This window comes from Pantoea sp. Ap-967 (genome assembly GCF_011752565.1).
Classification (GTDB): Bacteria; Pseudomonadota; Gammaproteobacteria; order Pseudomonadales; family Pseudomonadaceae; genus Aquipseudomonas.
On record NZ_VWXK01000021.1, the window covers coordinates 43,624 to 62,612 of the forward strand.

18 protein-coding genes are annotated in these 18,989 nt (G+C 65.2%); 7 read left to right on the top strand and 11 right to left on the bottom strand.

The features are described from left to right. From mutL to F3J45_RS20550, 4 genes are read right to left on the bottom strand one after another with little or no spacing between them, the layout of a single operon-like run. On the bottom strand, window positions 1-1,899 hold the full coding sequence (gene mutL / locus F3J45_RS20535) for a DNA mismatch repair endonuclease MutL (protein ID WP_167067009.1): 1,899 nt from the start codon (window positions 1,897-1,899) through the stop codon (window positions 1-3). Continuing rightward, window positions 1,896-3,326, bottom strand: coding sequence for an N-acetylmuramoyl-L-alanine amidase (locus F3J45_RS20540; RefSeq protein ID WP_167067012.1), 1,431 nt, complete (start codon window positions 3,324-3,326; stop codon window positions 1,896-1,898). The genes mutL and F3J45_RS20540 overlap by 4 nt, the downstream gene beginning before the upstream one ends. 11 nt (window positions 3,327-3,337) lie before the next feature. Next, window positions 3,338-3,811, bottom strand: a complete 474-nt coding sequence (tsaE, locus tag F3J45_RS20545; RefSeq protein ID WP_167067015.1) for a tRNA (adenosine(37)-N6)-threonylcarbamoyltransferase complex ATPase subunit type 1 TsaE — start codon at window positions 3,809-3,811, stop codon at window positions 3,338-3,340. Further along, on the bottom strand, window positions 3,799-4,659 hold the full coding sequence (locus F3J45_RS20550) for an NAD(P)H-hydrate dehydratase (RefSeq protein ID WP_167067018.1): 861 nt from the start codon (window positions 4,657-4,659) through the stop codon (window positions 3,799-3,801). The genes tsaE and F3J45_RS20550 overlap by 13 nt, the downstream gene beginning before the upstream one ends. Before the next feature lie 65 nt (window positions 4,660-4,724). Between F3J45_RS20550 and queG the strand changes: the two genes are divergently transcribed. Continuing rightward, window positions 4,725-5,789, top strand: a complete 1,065-nt coding sequence (gene queG / locus F3J45_RS20555) for a tRNA epoxyqueuosine(34) reductase QueG (RefSeq protein ID WP_167067021.1) — start codon at window positions 4,725-4,727, stop codon at window positions 5,787-5,789. 333 nt (window positions 5,790-6,122) lie between these two features. On the opposite strand, the gene F3J45_RS20560 is transcribed toward queG, so the two are convergent. Beyond that, window positions 6,123-6,734: a trimeric intracellular cation channel family protein gene (locus tag F3J45_RS20560; RefSeq protein WP_003249516.1), complete on the bottom strand. Its 612-nt coding sequence runs from the start codon at window positions 6,732-6,734 to the stop codon at window positions 6,123-6,125. A 91-nt stretch (window positions 6,735-6,825) separates the two neighbouring features. Next, window positions 6,826-7,368: an oligoribonuclease gene (gene orn / locus F3J45_RS20565; RefSeq protein WP_167067024.1), complete on the bottom strand. Its 543-nt coding sequence runs from the start codon at window positions 7,366-7,368 to the stop codon at window positions 6,826-6,828. Between the two features lie 140 nt (window positions 7,369-7,508). Here orn and rsgA point away from each other — a divergent pair, with 140 nt between their 5' ends. Next, window positions 7,509-8,540 (top strand): small ribosomal subunit biogenesis GTPase RsgA, encoded by a 1,032-nt coding sequence (gene rsgA / locus F3J45_RS20570; protein ID WP_167067027.1) that lies wholly within the window; start codon window positions 7,509-7,511, stop codon window positions 8,538-8,540. Window positions 8,541-8,654: 114 nt separating this feature from the next. Then, window positions 8,655-9,134 (top strand): molecular chaperone Tir, encoded by a 480-nt coding sequence (locus F3J45_RS20575; RefSeq protein WP_167067030.1) that lies wholly within the window; start codon window positions 8,655-8,657, stop codon window positions 9,132-9,134. Between the two features lie 86 nt (window positions 9,135-9,220). Here the strand turns inward: F3J45_RS20575 and motB are convergent, their stop codons facing one another. Both motB and motA read right to left on the bottom strand, forming a co-directional pair. Next, the gene (motB, locus tag F3J45_RS20580; RefSeq protein ID WP_167067033.1) at window positions 9,221-10,255 is read right to left on the bottom strand and encodes a flagellar motor protein MotB; all 1,035 of its coding nucleotides are present in this window, start codon (window positions 10,253-10,255) and stop codon (window positions 9,221-9,223) included. A gap of 3 nt (window positions 10,256-10,258) precedes the next feature. Then, window positions 10,259-11,110 carry a flagellar motor stator protein MotA gene (gene motA / locus F3J45_RS20585; protein ID WP_167067036.1) on the bottom strand — a complete coding sequence of 284 codons (852 nt, stop codon included), beginning with the start codon at window positions 11,108-11,110 and terminating at the stop codon, window positions 10,259-10,261. A gap of 148 nt (window positions 11,111-11,258) precedes the next feature. Here motA and F3J45_RS20590 point away from each other — a divergent pair, with 148 nt between their 5' ends. Genes F3J45_RS20590 through asd form a run of 3 tightly spaced genes read left to right on the top strand, consistent with a single transcriptional unit; the run spans window position 11,259 to window position 14,503 of the window. Next, window positions 11,259-12,776 carry an HDOD domain-containing protein gene (locus F3J45_RS20590; protein WP_205300619.1) on the top strand — a complete coding sequence of 506 codons (1,518 nt, stop codon included), beginning with the start codon at window positions 11,259-11,261 and terminating at the stop codon, window positions 12,774-12,776. A 44-nt stretch (window positions 12,777-12,820) separates the two neighbouring features. Continuing rightward, window positions 12,821-13,630, top strand: a complete 810-nt coding sequence (locus tag F3J45_RS20595) for a rhodanese-like domain-containing protein (RefSeq protein ID WP_167067043.1) — start codon at window positions 12,821-12,823, stop codon at window positions 13,628-13,630. Between the two features lie 9 nt (window positions 13,631-13,639). Then, on the top strand, window positions 13,640-14,503 hold the full coding sequence (gene asd, locus F3J45_RS20600; protein WP_167067046.1) for an archaetidylserine decarboxylase: 864 nt from the start codon (window positions 13,640-13,642) through the stop codon (window positions 14,501-14,503). Window positions 14,504-14,554: 51 nt separating this feature from the next. On the opposite strand, the gene F3J45_RS20605 is transcribed toward asd, so the two are convergent. Then, window positions 14,555-14,986: a hypothetical protein gene (locus tag F3J45_RS20605; RefSeq protein WP_205299653.1), complete on the bottom strand. Its 432-nt coding sequence runs from the start codon at window positions 14,984-14,986 to the stop codon at window positions 14,555-14,557. Window positions 14,987-15,196: 210 nt separating this feature from the next. Continuing rightward, window positions 15,197-16,411 (bottom strand): phosphoserine phosphatase SerB, encoded by a 1,215-nt coding sequence (gene serB, locus F3J45_RS20610; RefSeq protein ID WP_167067049.1) that lies wholly within the window; start codon window positions 16,409-16,411, stop codon window positions 15,197-15,199. A 135-nt stretch (window positions 16,412-16,546) separates the two neighbouring features. Between serB and F3J45_RS20615 the strand changes: the two genes are divergently transcribed. After that, window positions 16,547-18,013: a histidine kinase gene (locus F3J45_RS20615; protein ID WP_167067052.1), complete on the top strand. Its 1,467-nt coding sequence runs from the start codon at window positions 16,547-16,549 to the stop codon at window positions 18,011-18,013. Window positions 18,014-18,212: 199 nt separating this feature from the next. Here the strand turns inward: F3J45_RS20615 and F3J45_RS20620 are convergent, their stop codons facing one another. Beyond that, window positions 18,213-18,923 (bottom strand): membrane integrity-associated transporter subunit PqiC, encoded by a 711-nt coding sequence (locus tag F3J45_RS20620; protein ID WP_167067055.1) that lies wholly within the window; start codon window positions 18,921-18,923, stop codon window positions 18,213-18,215. Window positions 18,924-18,989: the final 66 nt, after the last annotated feature.

Consider the following 18,989-nt stretch of genomic DNA (forward strand, 5'->3'; position numbering starts at 1 on the left):
TCATCGACCGCGCAGGAATAGTTTGTCCAGGTCGTCCAGGCCCATCTGGGTCCAGGTGGGACGGCCGTGGTTGCATTGGCCGCTGCGCTCGGTGTTTTCCATGTCGCGCAGCAGGGCGTTCATCTCGGGGATGGCCAGGCGCCGGTTGGCGCGCACCGCACCGTGGCAGGCCATGGTGCCGAGCAGTTCGTTGAGGTGCGCCTGGATACGGTCGCTGGTGCCGTATTCCATCAGGTCGGCCAGCACGTCCTGGACCAGGCGGTTGGCCTCGGCCTGCTTGAGCAGGGCGGGAATCTGGCGGATGGCCAGGGTTTCCGGGCCCAGGCGCTGCAGTTCGAAGCCCAGGCGCTGGAACCACTGGGCGTGCTCTTCGGCGCAATCGGCCTCGCGCTGGCTCAGGGCCAGGGTTTCCGGCACCAGCAGCGGCTGGCCGCTGAGGCCTTCGCTGGCCATGGCCACCTTGAGCCGCTCGTACATGATGCGCTCATGGGCAGCGTGCATGTCCACCAGCACCAGCCCGGCGGCGTTCTCGGCCAGGATGTAGATGCCCTTGAGCTGCGCCAGCGCATAGCCCAGGGGCGGGATATCGCCCTGGCTTTCCGGCAGCGCCGCAGGCGCTGGCGCACCCTCGGCCAGCGGCTTGTAGAACTCGCGGTACACCGCCTGGGCCTCGGCGGCCGGCAATGGCTGCGAGGGGCGCGGGGTGTACTGGTACTGGTAGCCGGCACCGCTGCCGCCGTTGGAAATCGAGTGTTGCGGCGCCTGGGGCTGCTCCAGCACCGGCGAGGCCAGGCGCATTTCGCCCTGCGGCCCGAACTCACCGACCTGCTGGCCGGTCGGCCGCATGGCCTCGGGCACGGCAGCAGGCGCAGGCAACTGGTCTTCCGGGCGCACGTCGGCCAGGGCCCGGTGCAAGGTGCCATAGAGGAAGTCGTGCACCGAGCGCCCTTCGCGGAAGCGCACTTCGTGCTTGGTGGGGTGCACGTTGACGTCGACGCCGTTGGGCTCAAGCTCCAGGAACAGCACGAAGGTCGGGTGCCGGCCGTTGAACAGCACGTCGCGGTAGGCCTGGCGCACGGCGTGGGCCACCAGCTTGTCGCGTACCGCACGGCCGTTGACGAAGAAGTACTGCAAGTCTGCCTGGCTGCGCGAGAAGGTCGGCAGGCCAACCCAGCCCCACAGGCGCAGGCCGTTGCGCTCGACATCGATCGGCAATGCCTGCTCCATGAAGCCTGCCCCGCAGATGGCGCCGACACGCCGCGCACGGGCCGTCTCGTCATGGGCCTCGTGCAGGCTGAGGATGCTCTTGCCGTTGTGGCGCAGGTGGAAGCCGACATCGAAACGGGCCAATGCCAGGCGCCGGATCACTTCCTGCAGGTGATCGAATTCGGTTTTCTCGGCCTTGAGGAACTTGCGCCGGGCCGGGGTATTGAAGAACAGGTCACGCACTTCCACCGAGGTGCCGACCGGGTGCGCGGCAGGCTGCACGCGCGGGGTCATGTCGCGGCCTTCGGTTTCCACCTGCCAGGCTTCGCTGGCACTGGCGGTTCGCGAGGTCAGGGTCAGGCGCGCGACCGAGCTGATCGACGCCAGCGCCTCGCCGCGAAAGCCCAGGCTCAGCACCCCTTCGAGGTCTTCGAGTTCGCGAATCTTGCTGGTGGCGTGCCGGGCCAGGGCCAGCGGCAGGTCGTCGGCCGAGATGCCGCTGCCGTCGTCGCGCACCCGCAACAGCTTCACCCCGCCCTGCTCGACCTCCACGTCGATGCGCCGGGCGCCCGAGTCCAGGCTGTTTTCCAGCAATTCCTTGGCCACCGATGCCGGGCGCTCGACCACCTCACCGGCGGCAATCTGGTTGGCCAGCCGCGGGCTAAGCAGCTGGATGCGCGAACCACCACTCATTGCGCGGCCAACGTGGTGGCAGGAATGTCGAGGTGCTGGCCGACTTTCAGCTCGTCGGTCTTGAGGCTGTTGGTGCTGCGCAGGCTGGCCACGCTGACCTGGTAGCGCACCGCGAGCATGGCCAGCGTCTCACCTGGGCGCACGGTGTGCTCACGCGGGCCCTGGGCGATCTTGCCGCTGTCGCGCAGCCAGGCGATGTAGGTGCCAGGCGGCGGGTTCTGCTGGAAGTACTGGCGCACACCGGTATGAATGGAACGGGCCAGGGCCTGCTGGTGGCTGGTGGAGGCCAGCTTGGCCGCTTCGCTGTTGTTCGAGATGAACCCGGTTTCGACGAGAATCGACGGAATGTCCGGGGACTTCAACACCATGAAGCCTGCCTGCTCGACCCGCTGCTTGTGCAGCGAGGTCACCCGGCCCATGCTGCCCAGAACCTTCTGCCCAACGTTCAGGCTGGAGCTGAGGGTAGCGGTCATCGACAGGTCGAGCAGCACGCCGGCGAGCATGCGGTCCTTGTCGTCGAGGCTGACATTGCCGGCACCGCCGATCAGGTCGGAACGGTTTTCCGTGTCGGCCAGCCAGCGCGCCGTCTCGGAGGTGGCGCCACGGTCGGACAGGGCGAACACCGAAGCGCCAAAGGCGGCGCGCGAGGGCGCTGCGTCGGCGTGAATCGAAATGAACAGGTCGGCGCCCTTCTTGCGGGCGATTTCGGTGCGCTTGCGCAGCGGGATGAAATAGTCGCCGGTGCGGGTCAGTTCGGCGCGGTAGCCTTTCTCGGTGTTGATCTGGCGCTGCAGTTCCTTGGCGATCTGCAGCACGATGTCTTTTTCATGCTGGCCGCTGGAGCCGGACGCACCCGGGTCTTCACCACCGTGGCCAGCATCGATGGCCACCACGATGTCACGCTTGCCACTGGGCACTGGCGGCAGTTTGATCGCAGGCTGGGCAGGGCTCACCGGCACGGCGGGCGTGGTCGCCGGGGTTGGCACCGGGGTGGGCGGTGGCGTCGGCGCAGTGGCGGCAACGGCATCGGCTTCCTGGTCGTACAGGTCGACCACCAGGCGGTTGCCATACTGGGCATTGGGCGCCAGGGTGAAGCTTTTCGGCGTGACCGATTTTTTCAGGTCGACCACCACACGCAGGTCGGTCGGCGTGCGCTGGGCAGAGCGCACGCTGGTGATCGGCGTGTTCGAGGTGGACACGTTCAACGGCGCGCCCAAGGTCGCACCGTTGATGTCGATGACCAGGCGATCAGGTGCGCTCAGGGTGAACACGCTATGCTGCACGGGGCCAGACAGGTCGAAGACCAGCCGCGTGTTGTCCGGTGCGCGCCACAGGCGCATGCTCTTGACTTGCGTGACGGCCAGAGCGTCAACGGTCACCGCTGTCAGCAGCAGCCCAACGACAGCGACCAGTGCGCGTATGCGCATACCTACCCCACTTACTGTTTATAGTGTTCGGCCAGTGCCACGCACCAGGCCTCGCCGCGAGCCCCCTGCGGCGAAAGGACAAGCGAGCGGCCGCTCGCTTGGGGGCTTATGGTAATGGTCAGGTCAGGCTTTGGCAAAACGCCCGCACCCTTTTGCGGCCACTCGAACAGGCACAGCGGATCGCCTTCGAAATAGTCGCGAATACCCATGAACTCCAGCTCTTCCGGGTCGACCAGGCGGTACAGGTCGAAATGGAAGGCGCGAATTTCACCGATTTCGTAGGGTTCAACCACGGTGAAAGTCGGACTTTTCACTGCACCAGTATGGCCCAGGCCGCGAATCAAGCCACGGGACAGGGTGGTCTTGCCCGCCCCCAGGTCGCCTTCCAGGAAAATCACGCCACGACCGCCGGTCACCTCGGCCATTTTGCTGCCGAATTCGACCGTGGCCGCTTCATCGGCCAGAAACAGGGTTAAGCCAGACACGCTGAGTGCTCCTCCAACAATTCTCGAATGACCGGGGCCAGATCGCTGGCCGCCAGGCCTCTACCCTTGACGCCCAGGCGCTCGCCGGCGCAGGCATGCAGCCATACCCCAAGGCACGCCGCGCCCCAGGCGCCCAGCCCCTGGGCCAGCAGCGCCGCCAACACGCCAGTCAGCACATCGCCCAGGCCCGCACCGGCCATGGCCGGGTGGCCGCGCTCGCACAATGCCAGTTGGCCGCTCGGGCCCGCCACCAGGGTGCCGGCGCCCTTGAGCACGCACACGCTGTTGTGCCGGCGCGCCAGCTTGCGCGCAGCGCCCGGGCGGTCGGCCTGCACCGCTTCGGTGGAAATGCCCAGCAGCCGCGCCGCCTCGCCCGGATGCGGGGTGAGGATGCTACCACTGGGCAGGGCCAACGGCGCGCGCGCCAACAGGTTCAATGCATCGGCATCCCACACTTGCGGGCGCTCGGCATTGGCCACCGCCGACAACAGGCTGCGCCCCCAGGCGGCCTGGCCCAGGCCCGGGCCCACCACCAGCACCGAAGCGCGCTCCAGCGGGCCCATCAGCTGGTTGGCAGACACCACGCCCAGGCACATGACCTCGGGCAACCGCGCCAGGCTGGCGGCCACGTGCTCGGGGCGGGTGGCCACGCTGACCAGCCCGGCGCCGCAACGCAGCGCAGCCTCGGCGCTGAGCAGCACGGCGCCACCCGTGCCCAGGTCGCCGCCGACCACCAGCACATGGCCGAAGTCGCCCTTGTGGGCATGCGCCGGCCGGCCCGGCAGGTGCGCGACGGTCACGCTGCTGAGCAATTGCGGGGCATGGCTGGGGTGTTTGGTCTGCGGCATGGGGTCAAAGGCTCCAATGTCTGGCAGAATTATACGCACCTGAGCCCGTATTGCCTTGCCCATCCATGTCCGCTTGTACACCTGACCTCGCCCAACTGGCCCAATCGATCAAGATCTGGGGCCAAGACCTCGGTTTTGCCCACGTCGGCATCGCCGGGGTAGACCTTGGCGAGCACGAACAGCACCTGCAGCGCTGGCTCGACGCCGGCTACCAGGGCGAAATGGAATACCTCGGCGCCCACGGCAGCAAGCGCGCCCACCCCGAGCAGTTGATTCCCGGCACGGTGCGGGTGGTGTCGCTGCGCATGGACTACCTGCCCGGCGACACCCAGATGGCCCAGCGCCTGGCCCAGCCCGAGAAAGCCTACATCTCGCGCTATGCCCTGGGCCGTGACTACCACAAGCTGGTGCGCAAGCGCGTGCAGTTCCTGGCCGACCGTATCCAGGAGGCCATCGGCCCGTTTGGCTACCGCGCCTTCGTCGACAGTGCCCCGGTGCTGGAAAAGGCCTTGGCCGAGCAGGCCGGGCTGGGCTGGATCGGCAAGAACACCCTGCTGCTCAACCGCAAGGCCGGCAGCTACTTCTTCCTGGCCGAGCTGTTCGTCGACCTGCCGCTGCCGGTGGACGCCGCGCACACCAGCGAGCATTGCGGGCGTTGCCAGGCGTGCCTGGACATCTGCCCGACCCAGGCCTTCGTCGGGCCGTACGTGCTGGATGCCCGGCGTTGCATTTCCTACCTGACCATCGAGCTGCGCGGGCCGATTCCGCTGGAGTTGCGCTCGATGATGGGCAACCGGGTGTTTGGCTGCGACGACTGCCAGATCGTTTGCCCGTGGAACCGCTTTGCCAATCACAGCAAGGAAAGCGACTTCCAGCCGCGGCACGGGCTGGAAAATGCCGAGCTTGCCGAGATGTTCCTGTGGGATGAGCGCACGTTCCTGCGCAAGACCGAGGGCGGGCCGCTGCGGCGGGCGGGGTATGAGCGGTTCTTGCGCAACCTGGCGGTGGGCCTTGGCAATGCGCCGTCGACGATTCCGGTGGTCGAGGCGTTGAAGGCGCGGCGCGAAGATGAGTCGGCGCTGGTGCGCGAGCATGTGCAGTGGGCGCTAGAGCGCCATGGGGTTGAGTAACGAAGCCGCTTCGACTGCCAGAAGCTTGCACGCCCCTATGGAAAAAATCGTATCTCTCTGATTTTACGGGTATTTCTGTAGGAGCGAGCGCAGCTCGCGATGGGCTGCAAAGCAGCCCCAGCACTATGAGCCGCGAGGCTGAAACCCTGGGGCCGCTGCGCGCCCCATCGCGAGCTGCGCTCGCTCCTACCGGGGGCGGTGCTGGCCTGGAGATGGGCGCTTGATCGGCAACCCAGGTAGGTCAAGCGCCGGAGTTCGCGTATCGCATTTGGGGGCACTCACGCATTGCGGCGTGACTGATGGCACTGCACCTGCGCGACAGCGCAGTGGCGATCATTGCTGGTCGTTGTAATGAAACTTGGGCATTTCCCAATGGAAGCGAATCGCCAGCAAGCGCACCAGGAACCCGCCAAACAAGGTCAGCAACATCGCCTGCTCGGCCGGGACCTTGAAATACACGCAACCCAGGTAGAACCAGGCCGCCGCGAACGACACGCTGGCATACAGCTCGCGGCGGAACACCAGCGGGATATCGTTGCAGAAGATATCCCGCAGGATTCCGCCGAACACCCCGGTAATCACCCCGCTGATCGACGCCACCAGCATGCCCTGGCCCATTTCCAGCGCCGTCATGCAGCCAATCAGGGTAAAGGCCACCAGCCCCAGGGCATCGAGCACCAGGAACAGCGAACGCAAGCGGCGCATCATCGGCGCGATGAAAATCGTCAGCAACGCAGCGAAACTGGTCAGCACCAGGTATTCCGGGTGTTTCACCCAGGTCAGCGGGTAGTGCCCGAGCAACACGTCACGCACCGAACCACCGCCCAGGGCAGTGACGCAGGCGATCAGCACCACGCCGAACCAGTCCATGCCGCGGCGCCCGGCAGACAAGGCACCGGTCATGGCTTCGGCGGTGATGGCGATCAGGTAGAGCATCAACAACATGGCGCAGGTCCGTGCGGGAAAGGCGCGCAGTCTAACCAGTTGCCCCTGGCACCAAAAGGGGGCGCAAGCGGAATATCTGCGCCCTTTCGGCTCACACCTTGATGAAGTGCTCGCGGTAGTGACGCAGCTCGGCGATCGACTCGCGGATATCGTCCAGCGCCAGGTGGGTGCTGCCCTTCTTGAAGCTGTCGCGTACATCCGGCGCCCAGCGCGCGGCCAGCTCCTTGAGCGTGGACACATCGAGGTTGCGGTAGTGGAAGTAGTTTTCCAGGCCGCGCATGTGGCGGTACAGGAAGCGGCGGTCCTGGCAGATGCTGTTGCCGCAGATCGGCGACTTGCCCTTGGGCACCCATTGTTCGAGGAAAGCGATGGTCTGCGCCTCGGCCTCGGCCATGCTGATCGTGCTCTCGCGCACGCGCTGGGTCAGGCCCGAGGCGCCATGGGTACGGGTATTCCACTCGTCCATGCGCGCCAGCACCTCGTCACTGTGGTGAATGGCGATCACCGGGCCTTCGGCCAGGGTGTTCAGCTCGCTGTCGGTGACGATGGTGGCCATCTCGATGATGACGTCGTGGTCCGGGTCCAGGCCGGTCATTTCCAGATCGATCCAGATCAGGTTCTGTGGGTTCTGCATGAAGGGCTCCTCGTATAGGCCGTCATAGTAGCCTAGCGATGGTGGCCTGCGCATGCGCGGCGCAAAGGTAACCAGAATGGTCGGCGGGCGGGCGTGCTAAACTGCCTGCCGTTTTCAACTTGCCCCACCTTGGAAGGTCCATGGCCAAACGCCAGCTCAATCGGCGCCAGAACTGGCGTATCGAAAAAATCCAGAACGAACGCGCCGCTCGCGCCGCCAAACGCGAACAGCACGTGCTGCAGGAGCTGGAGGGCGGCGACCTGGGGCCGGAGCAGCTGGGCCTGGTGATTGCCCACTTCGGCGTGCAGGTCGAGGTCGAGGCCCAGGACGGCGAGGTGGCAGGCCAGGTATTCCGCTGCCACCTGCGGGCCAACCTGCCGGCGCTGGTAACCGGCGACCGGGTGGTGTGGCGGGCCGGCAACCAGGGCATCGGCGTGATCGTCGCGCAGATGCCGCGCAGCACCGAGCTGTGCCGGCCGAACAACCACGGCCAGCTCAAGCCGGTGGCGGCCAACGTCGACCTGATCGTGATCGTGTTCGCCCCGGCCCCCGAGCCGCACCCGAACCTGATCGACCGTTACCTGGTGGCCGCCGAGCACGCCGGTATCCGCCCATTGTTGCTGCTGAACAAGGCCGACCTGATCGACGACGACAACGGCCCGGGCCTGCATGCCCTGCTTGAGGTGTACCGCGAGCTCGGCTACCCGTTGCTGGAAGTGTCGGCGCACCACGGCGATGGCATGCAGCGCCTGCAGCAGATGCTCGACGGCCACATCAGCGTGTTCGTCGGCCAGTCGGGCGTGGGCAAGTCGTCGCTGGTCAACAGCCTGCTGCCCGACGCCGGCACCCGCGTCGGCGACCTGTCCGAATGGTCTGGCCAAGGCACCCACACCACCACCACCGCGCGCCTCTACCACTTCCCCAATGGCGGCGACCTGATCGACTCGCCCGGCATCCGTGAATTCGGCCTGGGCCACGTCAGCCGCGCCGACGTGGAAGACGGCTTCATCGAATTCCGCGACCTGTTCGGCACCTGCCGCTTCCGTGACTGCAAGCATGACCGCGAACCGGGGTGCGCCTTGCTCAAGGCACTGGAGGATGGCCGGATCAAGCCGCAACGGATGAGCAGCTATCGCTCGATCATCGCCAGCTTGCCGGAAGACAGCTATTAATTTGTAGGAATTGTTACCGCAGCATGTAGGACCGCTCCGGATTTTCCGTCATCTATTGCCCCTTCCCGCGCTTTCCCTGAAGGTCATGGCTTCACTTCAGGGAGGGCAACGCCAATGCCGGTGTTCATCAGCTACTGCCAGGAGGCGCGGCTCGACGCCTTCATCCTCAACGAGCGCCTGCTGCTCGAAGGCATCACCGCGCAGCTTGTTCTGTTCGACGCCGACGGCCAGACCCATGACGACCTTTATGGCAACGGCTGCCAGCAGATGAGCGATGCCACCCACTGGATCGGCCTGCTGCCGGCAGCGGCGGGCGAGGATTGGTGGACGGCGTGGCTGTTGGGCGCAGCGGTGATGGCCAACCGGCGGGTATGCTTCTACCGCGCCGGGGACGAGCCGCTAACGGGCTTTCTGAGCCGCTGGCCGGTGATGCGGGAACGGGCGCATATCGACCTGTTCGTGCGGGCCTACCACGATGAATGCACGTTCCAGCGGGCGATGGTGTTGCCCACGGCGCGCGGAACCTGCGCCGACCGGGACAATGCAGATTTCTTTCATGCCGACCTCAAGGCCAAGATCAGGCGGGGGTTTTGAGGGCCTGTCGCAACCTACGGGGGAACACCCATCCCCCCGTAGGAGCGACCGCAGGTCGCGATTGGGCCGCAACGCGGCCCCAGCGGTTACTGGTCCTTCTGCTCATCCATCTTCAAGGTCCCATCCTCGAAGATGTTCAGCTTCTGGCGCAGCTCCCGCGGCTGCATCGGCGTGTCGCCGGCCCCCGGTGCTGCCGGCGTAGCCGGTGCCGGTGCCCCAGCCCCGGCAGGCGCCGCCGGCTGGGCGGGCTGGTCCGGAGCCTTCGGCGTGCCCTGCTCGCCTTCGATGTTCTGCTGGGCCTTCTTGGTCAGGACGATGATGTCGATACGACGGTTCACCGGGTTGAACGGGTCCTGCTTGTCGAACAGCGACGACGAGGCATAGCCCACCACCCGCGCCACCTGGCCGTCCGGGTAGCCACCGGCCAGCAGCGCACGGCGCGCGGCGTTGGCGCGGTTGGCCGAGAGCTCCCAGTTGCCGAACTCGCCGCTGCCGGCATACGGCTTGGCATCGGTGTGGCCGCTGATGCTGATCTTGTTCGGCACCGCCTTGATGGTGTCGGCCATGGCCAGCAGGATGTCCTCGAAGTACGGCTGCAGGCGCGCACTGCCGATGTCGAACATCGGCCGCTTGTCGTTATCCATGATCTGGATGCGCAGGCCGTCCTGGGTGATCTCGAACAGGATCTGGTCCTTGAACTTCTGCAGCTGCGGGTTTTCCTCGACCTTGTCCTTCAACTCTTGCAACAGCAGTTGCAGGCGCTCTTGCTCAACCTGCTCGGCCATGGTTTCGACCTTGTCCTTGTCCAGCTGGATGCTGGTGTCAGGCGTAGGTTCGGACTTCATTTCCGGGTTGATGGTCTTTTCCGGCGCCAGCTGCGGCGAACCGCCCAGGTCGATGATGTAGGGCGTGCCGCTTTCGGAGAAGCCGATCGGGTCCTTGAAGTAGCCAGCAATGGCGATTTTCTGCTCGGGCGTGGCCGTGGACAACAACCACAACACCAGGAAGAACGCCATCATCGCCGTGGCGAAGTCGGCGAAGGCGATCTTCCAGGCGCCGCCGTGGTGGCCGCCGCCAAAGCGCTTGACGCGCTTGATGATTATCGGCTGATTGTTTTCCATGACTCAGCGACCGCGAACCGCTTGTTCCAGTTCGGCGAAGCTTGGGCGATGCTTGGGGTACAGCACCTTGCGCCCGAATTCGACGGCCAGCGAAGGCGGCATGCCAGAGGCCGAAGCCACCAGCGAGGCCTTGATCGACTCATAGAGGTTGAGTTCTTCCTTGGCATCGTGCTCCAGGCACTTGGCCAGCGGGCCGAAGAAGCCGTAGGCGGCGAGAATACCGAAGAAAGTACCCACCAGCGCCGCACCCACGTGCATGCCGATGGCCTTCTGGTCGCCGTCACCGAGCGACGCCATGGTCACCACGATACCCAGTACCGCCGCGACAATACCGAAGCCGGGCATGCCGTCGGCGATGCCGGTCACCGCGTGGGAGGGGTGCTCCAGCTCTTCCTTCATGCTCAGCAGCTCCATGTCGAACAAGCCTTCGAGCTCGTGCGGGGCCATGTTGCCGGTGGACATGATGCGCAGGTAGTCACAAATGAATGCGGTCATGCGCTCATCACCCAGCACTGCCGGGTACTTGGCGAAGATCGGGCTGGCCGCGGCGTCTTCGATATCGCTCTCGATCGCCATCATGCCTTCGCGGCGGCTCTTGTTGAGGATCTCGTACACCAGGCCCAGCACCTCCAGGTAGAAGGTGTGGGTGAAGCGCGAGCCAAACATCTTCATCGACTTCTTGACCACGTGCATGGTCATGTAGCCGGGGTTGGCCTGCATGAAGGCGCCAAAGGCCGCACCGCCGATGATCAGCACTTCGAATGGCTGGATCAGCGCCGCGATCTTGCCGTGGGAGAGCACATATCCGCCGAGCACGCTCGCGAATACGACGATGATGCCGATAATTTTAGCCATAGGTTCAAAGCACTTGCTGTCGTGGTCAGGGTGAGGGACGGGAGCCTTAAAACTCTTCTTCTACTTATCGGCAGAACTGCGCCAGACTATAGCCACTCAAAGCGAAAAGCCAGTTCGGACTGATGTCAAAATGCCAATGGAAACCAAGGTGCCCACTCAGACTCCGCATACGCTAGAAGCCTGGATCAAGCAGCTGGACGGCCTGCGCGTGCCGGTACCCAAGCACAGTTACGACCGGGTTCTGAGCGCCATCAATGATAGCCGCCGTTCGCTGCGTGACATCGCCGAACTGATGCAGGATAGCCCCGCCCTGGTGCTGTCGGTGATGCGCGAGGCCAACCACCCGGCCAATGCCAGCCAGGCCGACCCGGCCGAAAGCCTGGAAATCGCCCTCAACCGCCTGGGGCTGGTGCGCAGCAAGGAACTGCTGATGCGCCTGCCTTCGGTGCCGGAAGACGACATTCCGCCCGTGTTGCGCCAGTTCCTGCTGATCAGCCAGCACGCCGCGCAGCAGGCCAGCGGCCTGTTCGCCAGCCGCCTGGCGCGCCTGTGGCAGGAAATTCACTGGGGCAGCCTGCTGTTTCTCGCCCCCCTGTGGCCACTGGCCCTGGCCCACCCGAAACTGCTGGATGCCTGGGAGCTACGGGTTATCCATAAAGGTGAGGTGGCTGCCGACGTGGAACAGGAACTGTTCGGCGTGCGCATCTTCGCCCTGTGCCAGGCCATGGCCGAGCACTGGCGCCTGCCCCGCTGGGTCACCCAGGGCTACCGCCTGCTGCTTGAGGAACGCGACCAGCTGGCCTTGGTGCTGAGCATCGCCCGCGACGAAGACCTGCTCAACCAGCAGCACCGCCTGGACGAAGAGCCTGGCCTGCGCCGCTGGTTCAACGAGCCGGCCAATACCGTGCTGCTGGCCAACAACCTGGCCCTGGCCGCGCAAGTGGGCTGGGACAACCCGCACATGCTGCGCTGGCAGCTGCTGACCGCGCTGTACCTGCAAACGTCGCTGGAAGACGTGCAGCAGCAGGTTCACCAGCAGGCCGCCGCCAGTGCCCGCCGCCATGCCCGCCATGCCCTGTTCCACCCCGCCGAGGCATTGATCTGGCCCTGGGACCAGCGCCGCCCGCACCCAGACATGCTCACCCCACCGCCCCCCTCCAGTGAGGCGCTGGGCCGCTGGCGCGCCCTGTGCCAGGAGCTGCTGGCCCAGCCCAGCCCGTTCACCAACGCCGTACACCTGGCCACCCACGCGCGCGAAGCCCTGGAAGCCTGCGGCATGCAGCGCATCATGCTGCTGAGCCTGGACAAGGCCTGCGATTACCTGCGCGTGCAGCAGATCGCCGGGCTGCCCAAGGAGGCCGGGGGCATCGCCCTGGCCATCGAGCAGAACCGGTTGCTGCAGAAGCTGATGAGCAAGGCCGGCCAGCTGCGCCTGACGCCAGACAACCACGCCCAGTTCTCGGCCCTGCTGCCGGCGCCCCTGCGTGCGCTGTTTCGCAGCGAGCACCTGCTGCTGCGTTCGCTGGCAGTCGGTGACCAGGTGCTGATGCTGGCGGTGGCCGACCAGGGCGGCAAGCCGCTGGCCGAGGTCAGCGTGCAGGCCTTTGGAAAAACCTCGCAATGCCTTGAGCGCGCCTTGGCCGTGTTTGCCAACCGCAGTGCCTGAGGCTTGCGCTACAATCGGCTCTCTTTCCACACTGGAGAACGTGGATGTCTGACTTTTCCGGCCTGCCCTTGGTGATCGAAGCCGCGGACTTGCTGCCGCGCCTGGCTTCGCCCCAGCTGATTCTGGTCGACCTGAGCAGTGCCAACCGCTATGTCAGCGGCCATATCAGCGGCGCCCGCTTCGTCGAAGGCAAGCGCACCCAGCTTGGCCAGCCTCCGGCACCCGGCCTGCTGCCGGCCCAGGCGGAGCTGGAAAAGCTGTTCAGCGAACTCGGCCACCGTGACGATGCGGTGTACGTGGTGTACGACGATGAAGGCGGCGGCTGGGCCGGCCGTTTCATCTGGCTGCTCGACGTCATCGGCCACACCCGCTACCACTACCTCAACGGCGGCATCCAGGCCTGGCCATCGGACCAGCTCTCCACCGACGTGCCCACGCCGGGCAATGCCCCGGTGCACCTGCACGTGCATGGCGAACCCACCGCCACCCGGGAGTACCTGCAGAGCCGCCTGGGCGCCGATGACCTGGTTATCTGGGACGCCCGTGGCCCACAGGAATTCAACGGCGAGAAAGTGCTGGCGGCCAAGGCCGGGCACATTCCCGGCGCCGTCAATTTCGAATGGACCGCCGGCATGGACCTCAACGACCACCTGCGCATCCGCGCAGACATCGCCGAGGTACTGCAGCAACTGGGTATCACCCCTGACAAGGAAGTGATCACCCACTGCCAAACCCACCGCCGCTCCGGTTTCACCTACCTGGTGGCCAAGGCCCTCGGCTACCCACGCATCAAGGCCTACGCCGGTTCGTGGAGCGAATGGGGCAACCACCCGGACACGCCTGTAGAAGTCTAAGGAACCTGCATGAAATCCCGTCTGTTCATCATCAGCCAGTACCTGCTGCCGCATCACCTGCTGTCGCGGCTGGCCGGCTGCATCGCCGAGTGCCGCGCGCGCTGGTTCAAGAACGCCTTCACCGCCTGGTTCGCCAAGCGCTACCAGGTGAACATGAGCGAGGCGCTGGTCGAAGACCTCACCGCCTACGAGCACTTCAACGCCTTCTTCACTCGCGCCCTCAAGCCAGGCGCGCGCCCGCTGGACGAAACCCCTGGGGCGATCCTCTGCCCGGCCGACGGCGCCGTCAGCCAGCTGGGCCCGATCGAGCACGGCCGTATTTTCCAGGCCAAGGGCCACAGTTTCAGCGCGCTGGAGCTGCTGGGCGGTGACCCGGCGCTGGCTGCGCCGTTCATGGGCGGCGAATTCGCCACCATCTACCTGTCGCCCAAGGATTACCACCGCGTACACATGCCGCTGGCCGGCACCCTGCGCGAGATGGTCTATGTGCCGGGCCGGCTGTTCTCGGTCAACCAGACCACCGCCGAAAACGTGCCGGAGCTGTTCGCCCGCAACGAGCGCGTGGTGTGCCTGTTCGATACCGAGCGTGGGCCAATGGCCGTGGTGCTGGTGGGGGCGATGATCGTCGCCTCTGTCGAAACCGTGTGGGCCGGCCTTGTGACCCCGCCCAAGCGTGAGCTCAAGACCTTCCGCTACGACGAACAAAGCCGCGCGCCGATTCACCTGGAAAAAGGCGCCGAACTGGGGCGCTTCAAGCTGGGTTCCACGGCGATCGTGCTGTTCGGGCCAGAGCAGGTGAAATGGGCCGAGTCGCTGGGTGCAGGCTCGGCGGTGCGCATGGGCGAGTTCCTTGCCGGGGCGCAACAGGCCTGACCCTTCAGCACCTCCCGGCTTGTGGCCGGGAGGTGCCTGTTCAGCGGGCCGTCAGCCTAGAAGGCTGCGGAAACCGATCGGGCCCTCATCGATGTAGGTGTTGGTCCCGTTGAGCGTGAGGCCGCCATCGTCGGATTTCACGGTCAGGGCAACGACATTCTGGTTGTCGCGCCCGCCGATCACCCATTCGCCACCCGGGTGCCAAGGGGCGCTGTTGCCACCCCACTGGTTCTGCACCTGGTAACGGTTCTGCGCGATGCGCTTGCCCTGGAAGCCGATCGGTCCTTCGCCGGCATACGTCATGACCCCTTGCAGGGTCTGGCCGCCGTCATTGGATTTGACGTCGACCGACACCACCTTCTGGTTGTCCCGGCCGCCCAGCACCCAGATTCCACCGGGATGCCAAGGTGCCGAGTTACCGCCCCATTGATTTTCCACTGCGTACTTGGACATGAACTTCTTCTCCTTGAAGTTGATGGCCACGGGGACTCCCCCCGGGCCAGTACGGTCGATGGGTGAGCCGTACGGGTCCAAGCGTAGATCGGTGTTTGCAGCTAACTTAGAACAGTTCGCAATTGGCCTAGTAGCCGTGATTTCAGGGCCCTATCGCGACCTGCGGTCGCTCCTACAGGAATACACCATCCCCGTAGGAGCGACCGCAGGTCGCGATAGGGCCGCCAAAGCAGCCACCAATCAGTGACGGGTATCGCGATCGCGAAGCCCCAGCAGGTACAGCACGCCATCGAGCCCCAGGGTCGAAATGGCCTGCTTGGCCGACTGGCGCACCAGCGGCTTGGCACGGAACGCCACGCCCAGGCCCGCCAACGACAGCATCGGCAGGTCGTTGGCACCATCGCCCACGGCAATCGTCTGGTCCAGTTGCAGGCCTTCTTCGTTGGCCAGTTGCTGCAGCAGGTCGGCCTTGCGCTGGGCGTCGACGATGGGCTCCACGGCCACGCCAGTGACCTTGCCATCCACCACTTCCAGTTCGTTGGCGAACACGTAGTCGATGCCCAGGCGTGCCTGCACCTGGCGGGCAAAGTAGGTGAAGCCACCGGACAGGATGGCGGTCTTGTAACCCAGGCGCTTGAGCTCGGCGAACAGGTTCTCGGCGCCTTCGGTCAGGCGCAGGGAAGCGCCGATCTCGTCCAGCACGCTGACATCCAGGCCCTTGAGCAGCGCCATGCGCTCCTTGAAGCTGGCGCGAAAGTCCAGCTCACCGCGCATGGCCCGCTCGGTGATGGCCGCCACCTGCTCGCCCACGCCGGCTGCCTTGGCCAGTTCATCGATGACCTCGGCCTCGATCAACGTCGAGTCCATGTCGAACACCGCCAGGCGGCGGTTGCGGCGGAACAGGTCGTCCTTCTGGAAGGCGATGTCGATGTTCAGTGCCTCGGCCAGCGCAAAGAACTCGGCACGCAGCGCTTGGGCATCGCTAGGCACGCCGCGCACGGAAATTTCCAGCGCCGCCTTGCCCTTCTCGCTCGGTGCACCCAGGGCCACGCGGGCCGACAGGCGCTCGATACGCTCGATGGTCAGGCCATACTGGCTGATGATCGCACTCACCCGCTGCAGCTGCTCGGGGGTGATCTTGCGGCTGAGCAGGGTAACGATGTGGCGTGGCTCGCCCTGGCCATCGGCCCAATGCTGGTAATCGGCCTCGGAGATCGGCGTGTAGCGGGCCTGCAGGTTCAGCTCGTGGGCCTTGGACTGCACGCTCTGCAGCAGGCTGGTGGCCACTTCGTTGTCCGGAATGTCGACCAGGATGCCGAACGACAGGGTGCCGTGCATCACGGCCAAACCGATGTCGAGGATGTTCACACCGCCCTGGAGCAGGACGCCGGTAATGGCGGCGGTCAGACCCGGACGGTCCTCACCGGTGATGTTGATCAGAACGATTTCGCGCACAACCTGGCTCCGACTTCGATGAAAAATGCGCATTCTACCGATTTTCCATGACCATCGGGCGCCAACGATACTTTGCCGACAAAACACGGCTCGCTATACTGCGCAACACTTTTATGCCATTAAGAGCCGCGCTCTGTGAACCGGCCCACGCCCGTAAAGACCGACAATTTCTTCGTGATGATCTTCCGTGCCCTGCGCCAACGTCGCGTTCCCCTGGCACTGCGCATCGCCAGCACCAACATTTTCCTGGTGGCGCTGGCGCTGGTGATCTATGCCTGCGTGATGGGCCTGCAGTTCAAGCAGGCCATGCACGAGCAGGCCGACGCCCTTGGCCAGAGCCTGACCATCCAGACGGCAACCTCGGCGACCGAGCTGCTGGTGTCCAACGACATCCTCAGCCTCAACGTGTTGCTGGGTAACCTGGTGAAGAACCCGCTGGTGGCCCATGCGGCGATCTACAGCGTGGACAACCGCATCCTCGCCGAGGCCGGCCAGCGCCCGCGCAATGGCCTGCTGGGCGAGGCCGAGGGCCTGTACCAGACCAAGATCACCTTCCAGGACGTGACCGCCGGTCAGCTGCGTATCAGCCTGGACATGAGCCAGTTCCAGCAACCGATGCTGATCAGCCTGCAAAGCATGGGCATCCTGGCCGCCATCCTGCTGGCACTGGCCTTGAGCCTGAGCCTGCGCCAGGGCCGTCACATCACCTTGCCGCTGCTGCAACTGCGGGTCTGGCTGCGTGATCCACACCCCTACACCCCGGCCACCGACCGCCAGGACGAGATCGGCGATATCGCCCGCCAGTTGCATGCGCGCCTGGCCCCGCCGCCTCCGCCAGAGCCTGAGCCGGAGGAGGAAGAGGAGTACGAGGACGACTTCGAAGAGGCCCATGACGAAGCCCCTGCCCGCCTTGCCCAGCGCGCCAAGGCCGTGGTGCAGGCGGACGAGGCCGACGACGAGGCCTTCGCCGGGCTGCTGGACGACGACGAGCAGCCTGCGGCCAAGCCCGCCGTGGTCGAGTCCGACGAGCCACAGAACACCGCCGTGCTGGCGGTACAGCTGGGCTCCCAGGAGCAACTGCGGCGCCTGCCGCGTACGCGCCTGACCGAGCTGCTGGAGCGCTACCGCGGCTGCCTGGAGCAGGCCGCGTCGCTGTACGAAGGCGAAATCCATACCCTCAACGACGGCAGCACCCTGGTGCTGTTCCACAGCCGTGAATGTGGCGAGGACTACCTGACCAACGCCATCTGCTGCGGCGAGCTGCTGCGCGCCCTGGGCCATGCCCTGCAGATCGAGGTGGCCGACAGTGGCATTACCCTGCAACTGCAGCTGGGCCTGGCCCTGGGCGACGACCTGCAGGGGCTGGAGCAGGTTGATTTGCTGATGGCCGAAAAGGCCCAGGATGCCCTGGCGTTGTCGCAGCACAGCCGCAACCTGCTGCTGGTGGAGCGGCAGATCAGCGACGACGACCTGATCCGCAAGCGTGCCCGTATTCGCCCGATTGCCAGCCCCGAGGGCGCGTGCTGCGTGGAGCGGTTGATGGAGCCCTATCCGTCGATGTTGGAGCGCCAATTGGCGCGGATGCACGAGCGCCGGGTCTGATATCGCCACTTGCGTGTTCGGGATTTGTGCTGGGGCTGATATCGCTATCGCGAGCTACGCTCGCTCCTACCAGGCTCTGAACAAAGTTCCAGATCCTGCGCTAATCCGGTAGGAGCGAGCGCAGCTCGCGATGGCGCCGCTCGCGGCGCCCACAAAAAAGCCCGCATGTTCGCGGGCTTTTTTGTATCTGGAGGCTCGATCAGAACCGATAGACTTCCATATCGGTGCGAATCGGCGAAGCCATTGGAATCTTCGACTTCTCCGGTTCCTTCTTCACCTGAACAGGCGCTGCCGGCTTCTTCGGTGGCTCTTCGGCAATCACCGGCTGGTTGGCCAGCGGCTTGACCGCCGTGCTCAGCTGTTCTGCCAGCTTTTGCAGCAACTGCCCTTGGGCCTGAACCTGCGCCGACTCGCTGCCTTCGTGCGCCTGTTCCAGGTGAACGATGCGGTTGTCTCGCACATGGCCACGGCGGTCGAGCAAGCGCCATTGGGCGTCGAGGATCGCCGGCTGGTTCTTGCCAGAGTCCAGGCGGGTGATCGACAGCAACACCTGAACGTCAGGTGTAAAGCCCGTGCTCGCCGGTGCCAGGACCACGCGCTGGCTGTCCAGGCGCCAGGCCAACTGACGCACCAGCAACTGATCGATGTCTGCCGAGAGGCTGCCGGCCCAACGACCGTCGGTCGCCGAACTCAGGCTGCCATCGGCCTGACGCTGCAGGAAGGTTTCGCGCTGCAGGTAATCGGCCACCGACACAGGGCCAAGCACCACGGCCATGCCCGCACTCTGCGAAGGCTGGCCAGGATCACCGCTGTCGAGTTGGTACAGGGCCACTGGCTGATGCATGCTGCACCCGCCCAGCCCCAGCAAACCCGTCATCAACAGCGCAAATGGAAGGCGCAGGAATTTCATTCAACCCATCCAGGCGGTCGCTACCAGGCAAACCGCAGTGATACTGATAACAATTCAATCGGGCAC

Coding starts and splice junctions, on each gene's coding strand:
- mutL (WP_167067009.1), bottom strand. CDS start 1,899: ATGAGTGGTGGTTCGCGCATCCAGCTGCTTAGCCCGCGGCTGGCCAAC.
- F3J45_RS20540 (WP_167067012.1), bottom strand. CDS start 3,326: ATGCGCATACGCGCACTGGTCGCTGTCGTTGGGCTGCTGCTGACAGCG.
- F3J45_RS20550 (WP_167067018.1), bottom strand. CDS start 4,659: ATGCCGCAGACCAAACACCCCAGCCATGCCCCGCAATTGCTCAGCAGC.
- queG (WP_167067021.1), top strand. CDS start 4,725: ATGTCCGCTTGTACACCTGACCTCGCCCAACTGGCCCAATCGATCAAG.
- F3J45_RS20560 (WP_003249516.1), bottom strand. CDS start 6,734: ATGTTGTTGATGCTCTACCTGATCGCCATCACCGCCGAAGCCATGACC.
- orn (WP_167067024.1), bottom strand. CDS start 7,368: ATGCAGAACCCACAGAACCTGATCTGGATCGATCTGGAAATGACCGGC.
- rsgA (WP_167067027.1), top strand. CDS start 7,509: ATGGCCAAACGCCAGCTCAATCGGCGCCAGAACTGGCGTATCGAAAAA.
- F3J45_RS20575 (WP_167067030.1), top strand. CDS start 8,655: ATGCCGGTGTTCATCAGCTACTGCCAGGAGGCGCGGCTCGACGCCTTC.
- motB (WP_167067033.1), bottom strand. CDS start 10,255: ATGGAAAACAATCAGCCGATAATCATCAAGCGCGTCAAGCGCTTTGGC.
- motA (WP_167067036.1), bottom strand. CDS start 11,110: ATGGCTAAAATTATCGGCATCATCGTCGTATTCGCGAGCGTGCTCGGC.
- F3J45_RS20595 (WP_167067043.1), top strand. CDS start 12,821: ATGTCTGACTTTTCCGGCCTGCCCTTGGTGATCGAAGCCGCGGACTTG.
- asd (WP_167067046.1), top strand. CDS start 13,640: ATGAAATCCCGTCTGTTCATCATCAGCCAGTACCTGCTGCCGCATCAC.
- F3J45_RS20620 (WP_167067055.1), bottom strand. CDS start 18,923: ATGAAATTCCTGCGCCTTCCATTTGCGCTGTTGATGACGGGTTTGCTG.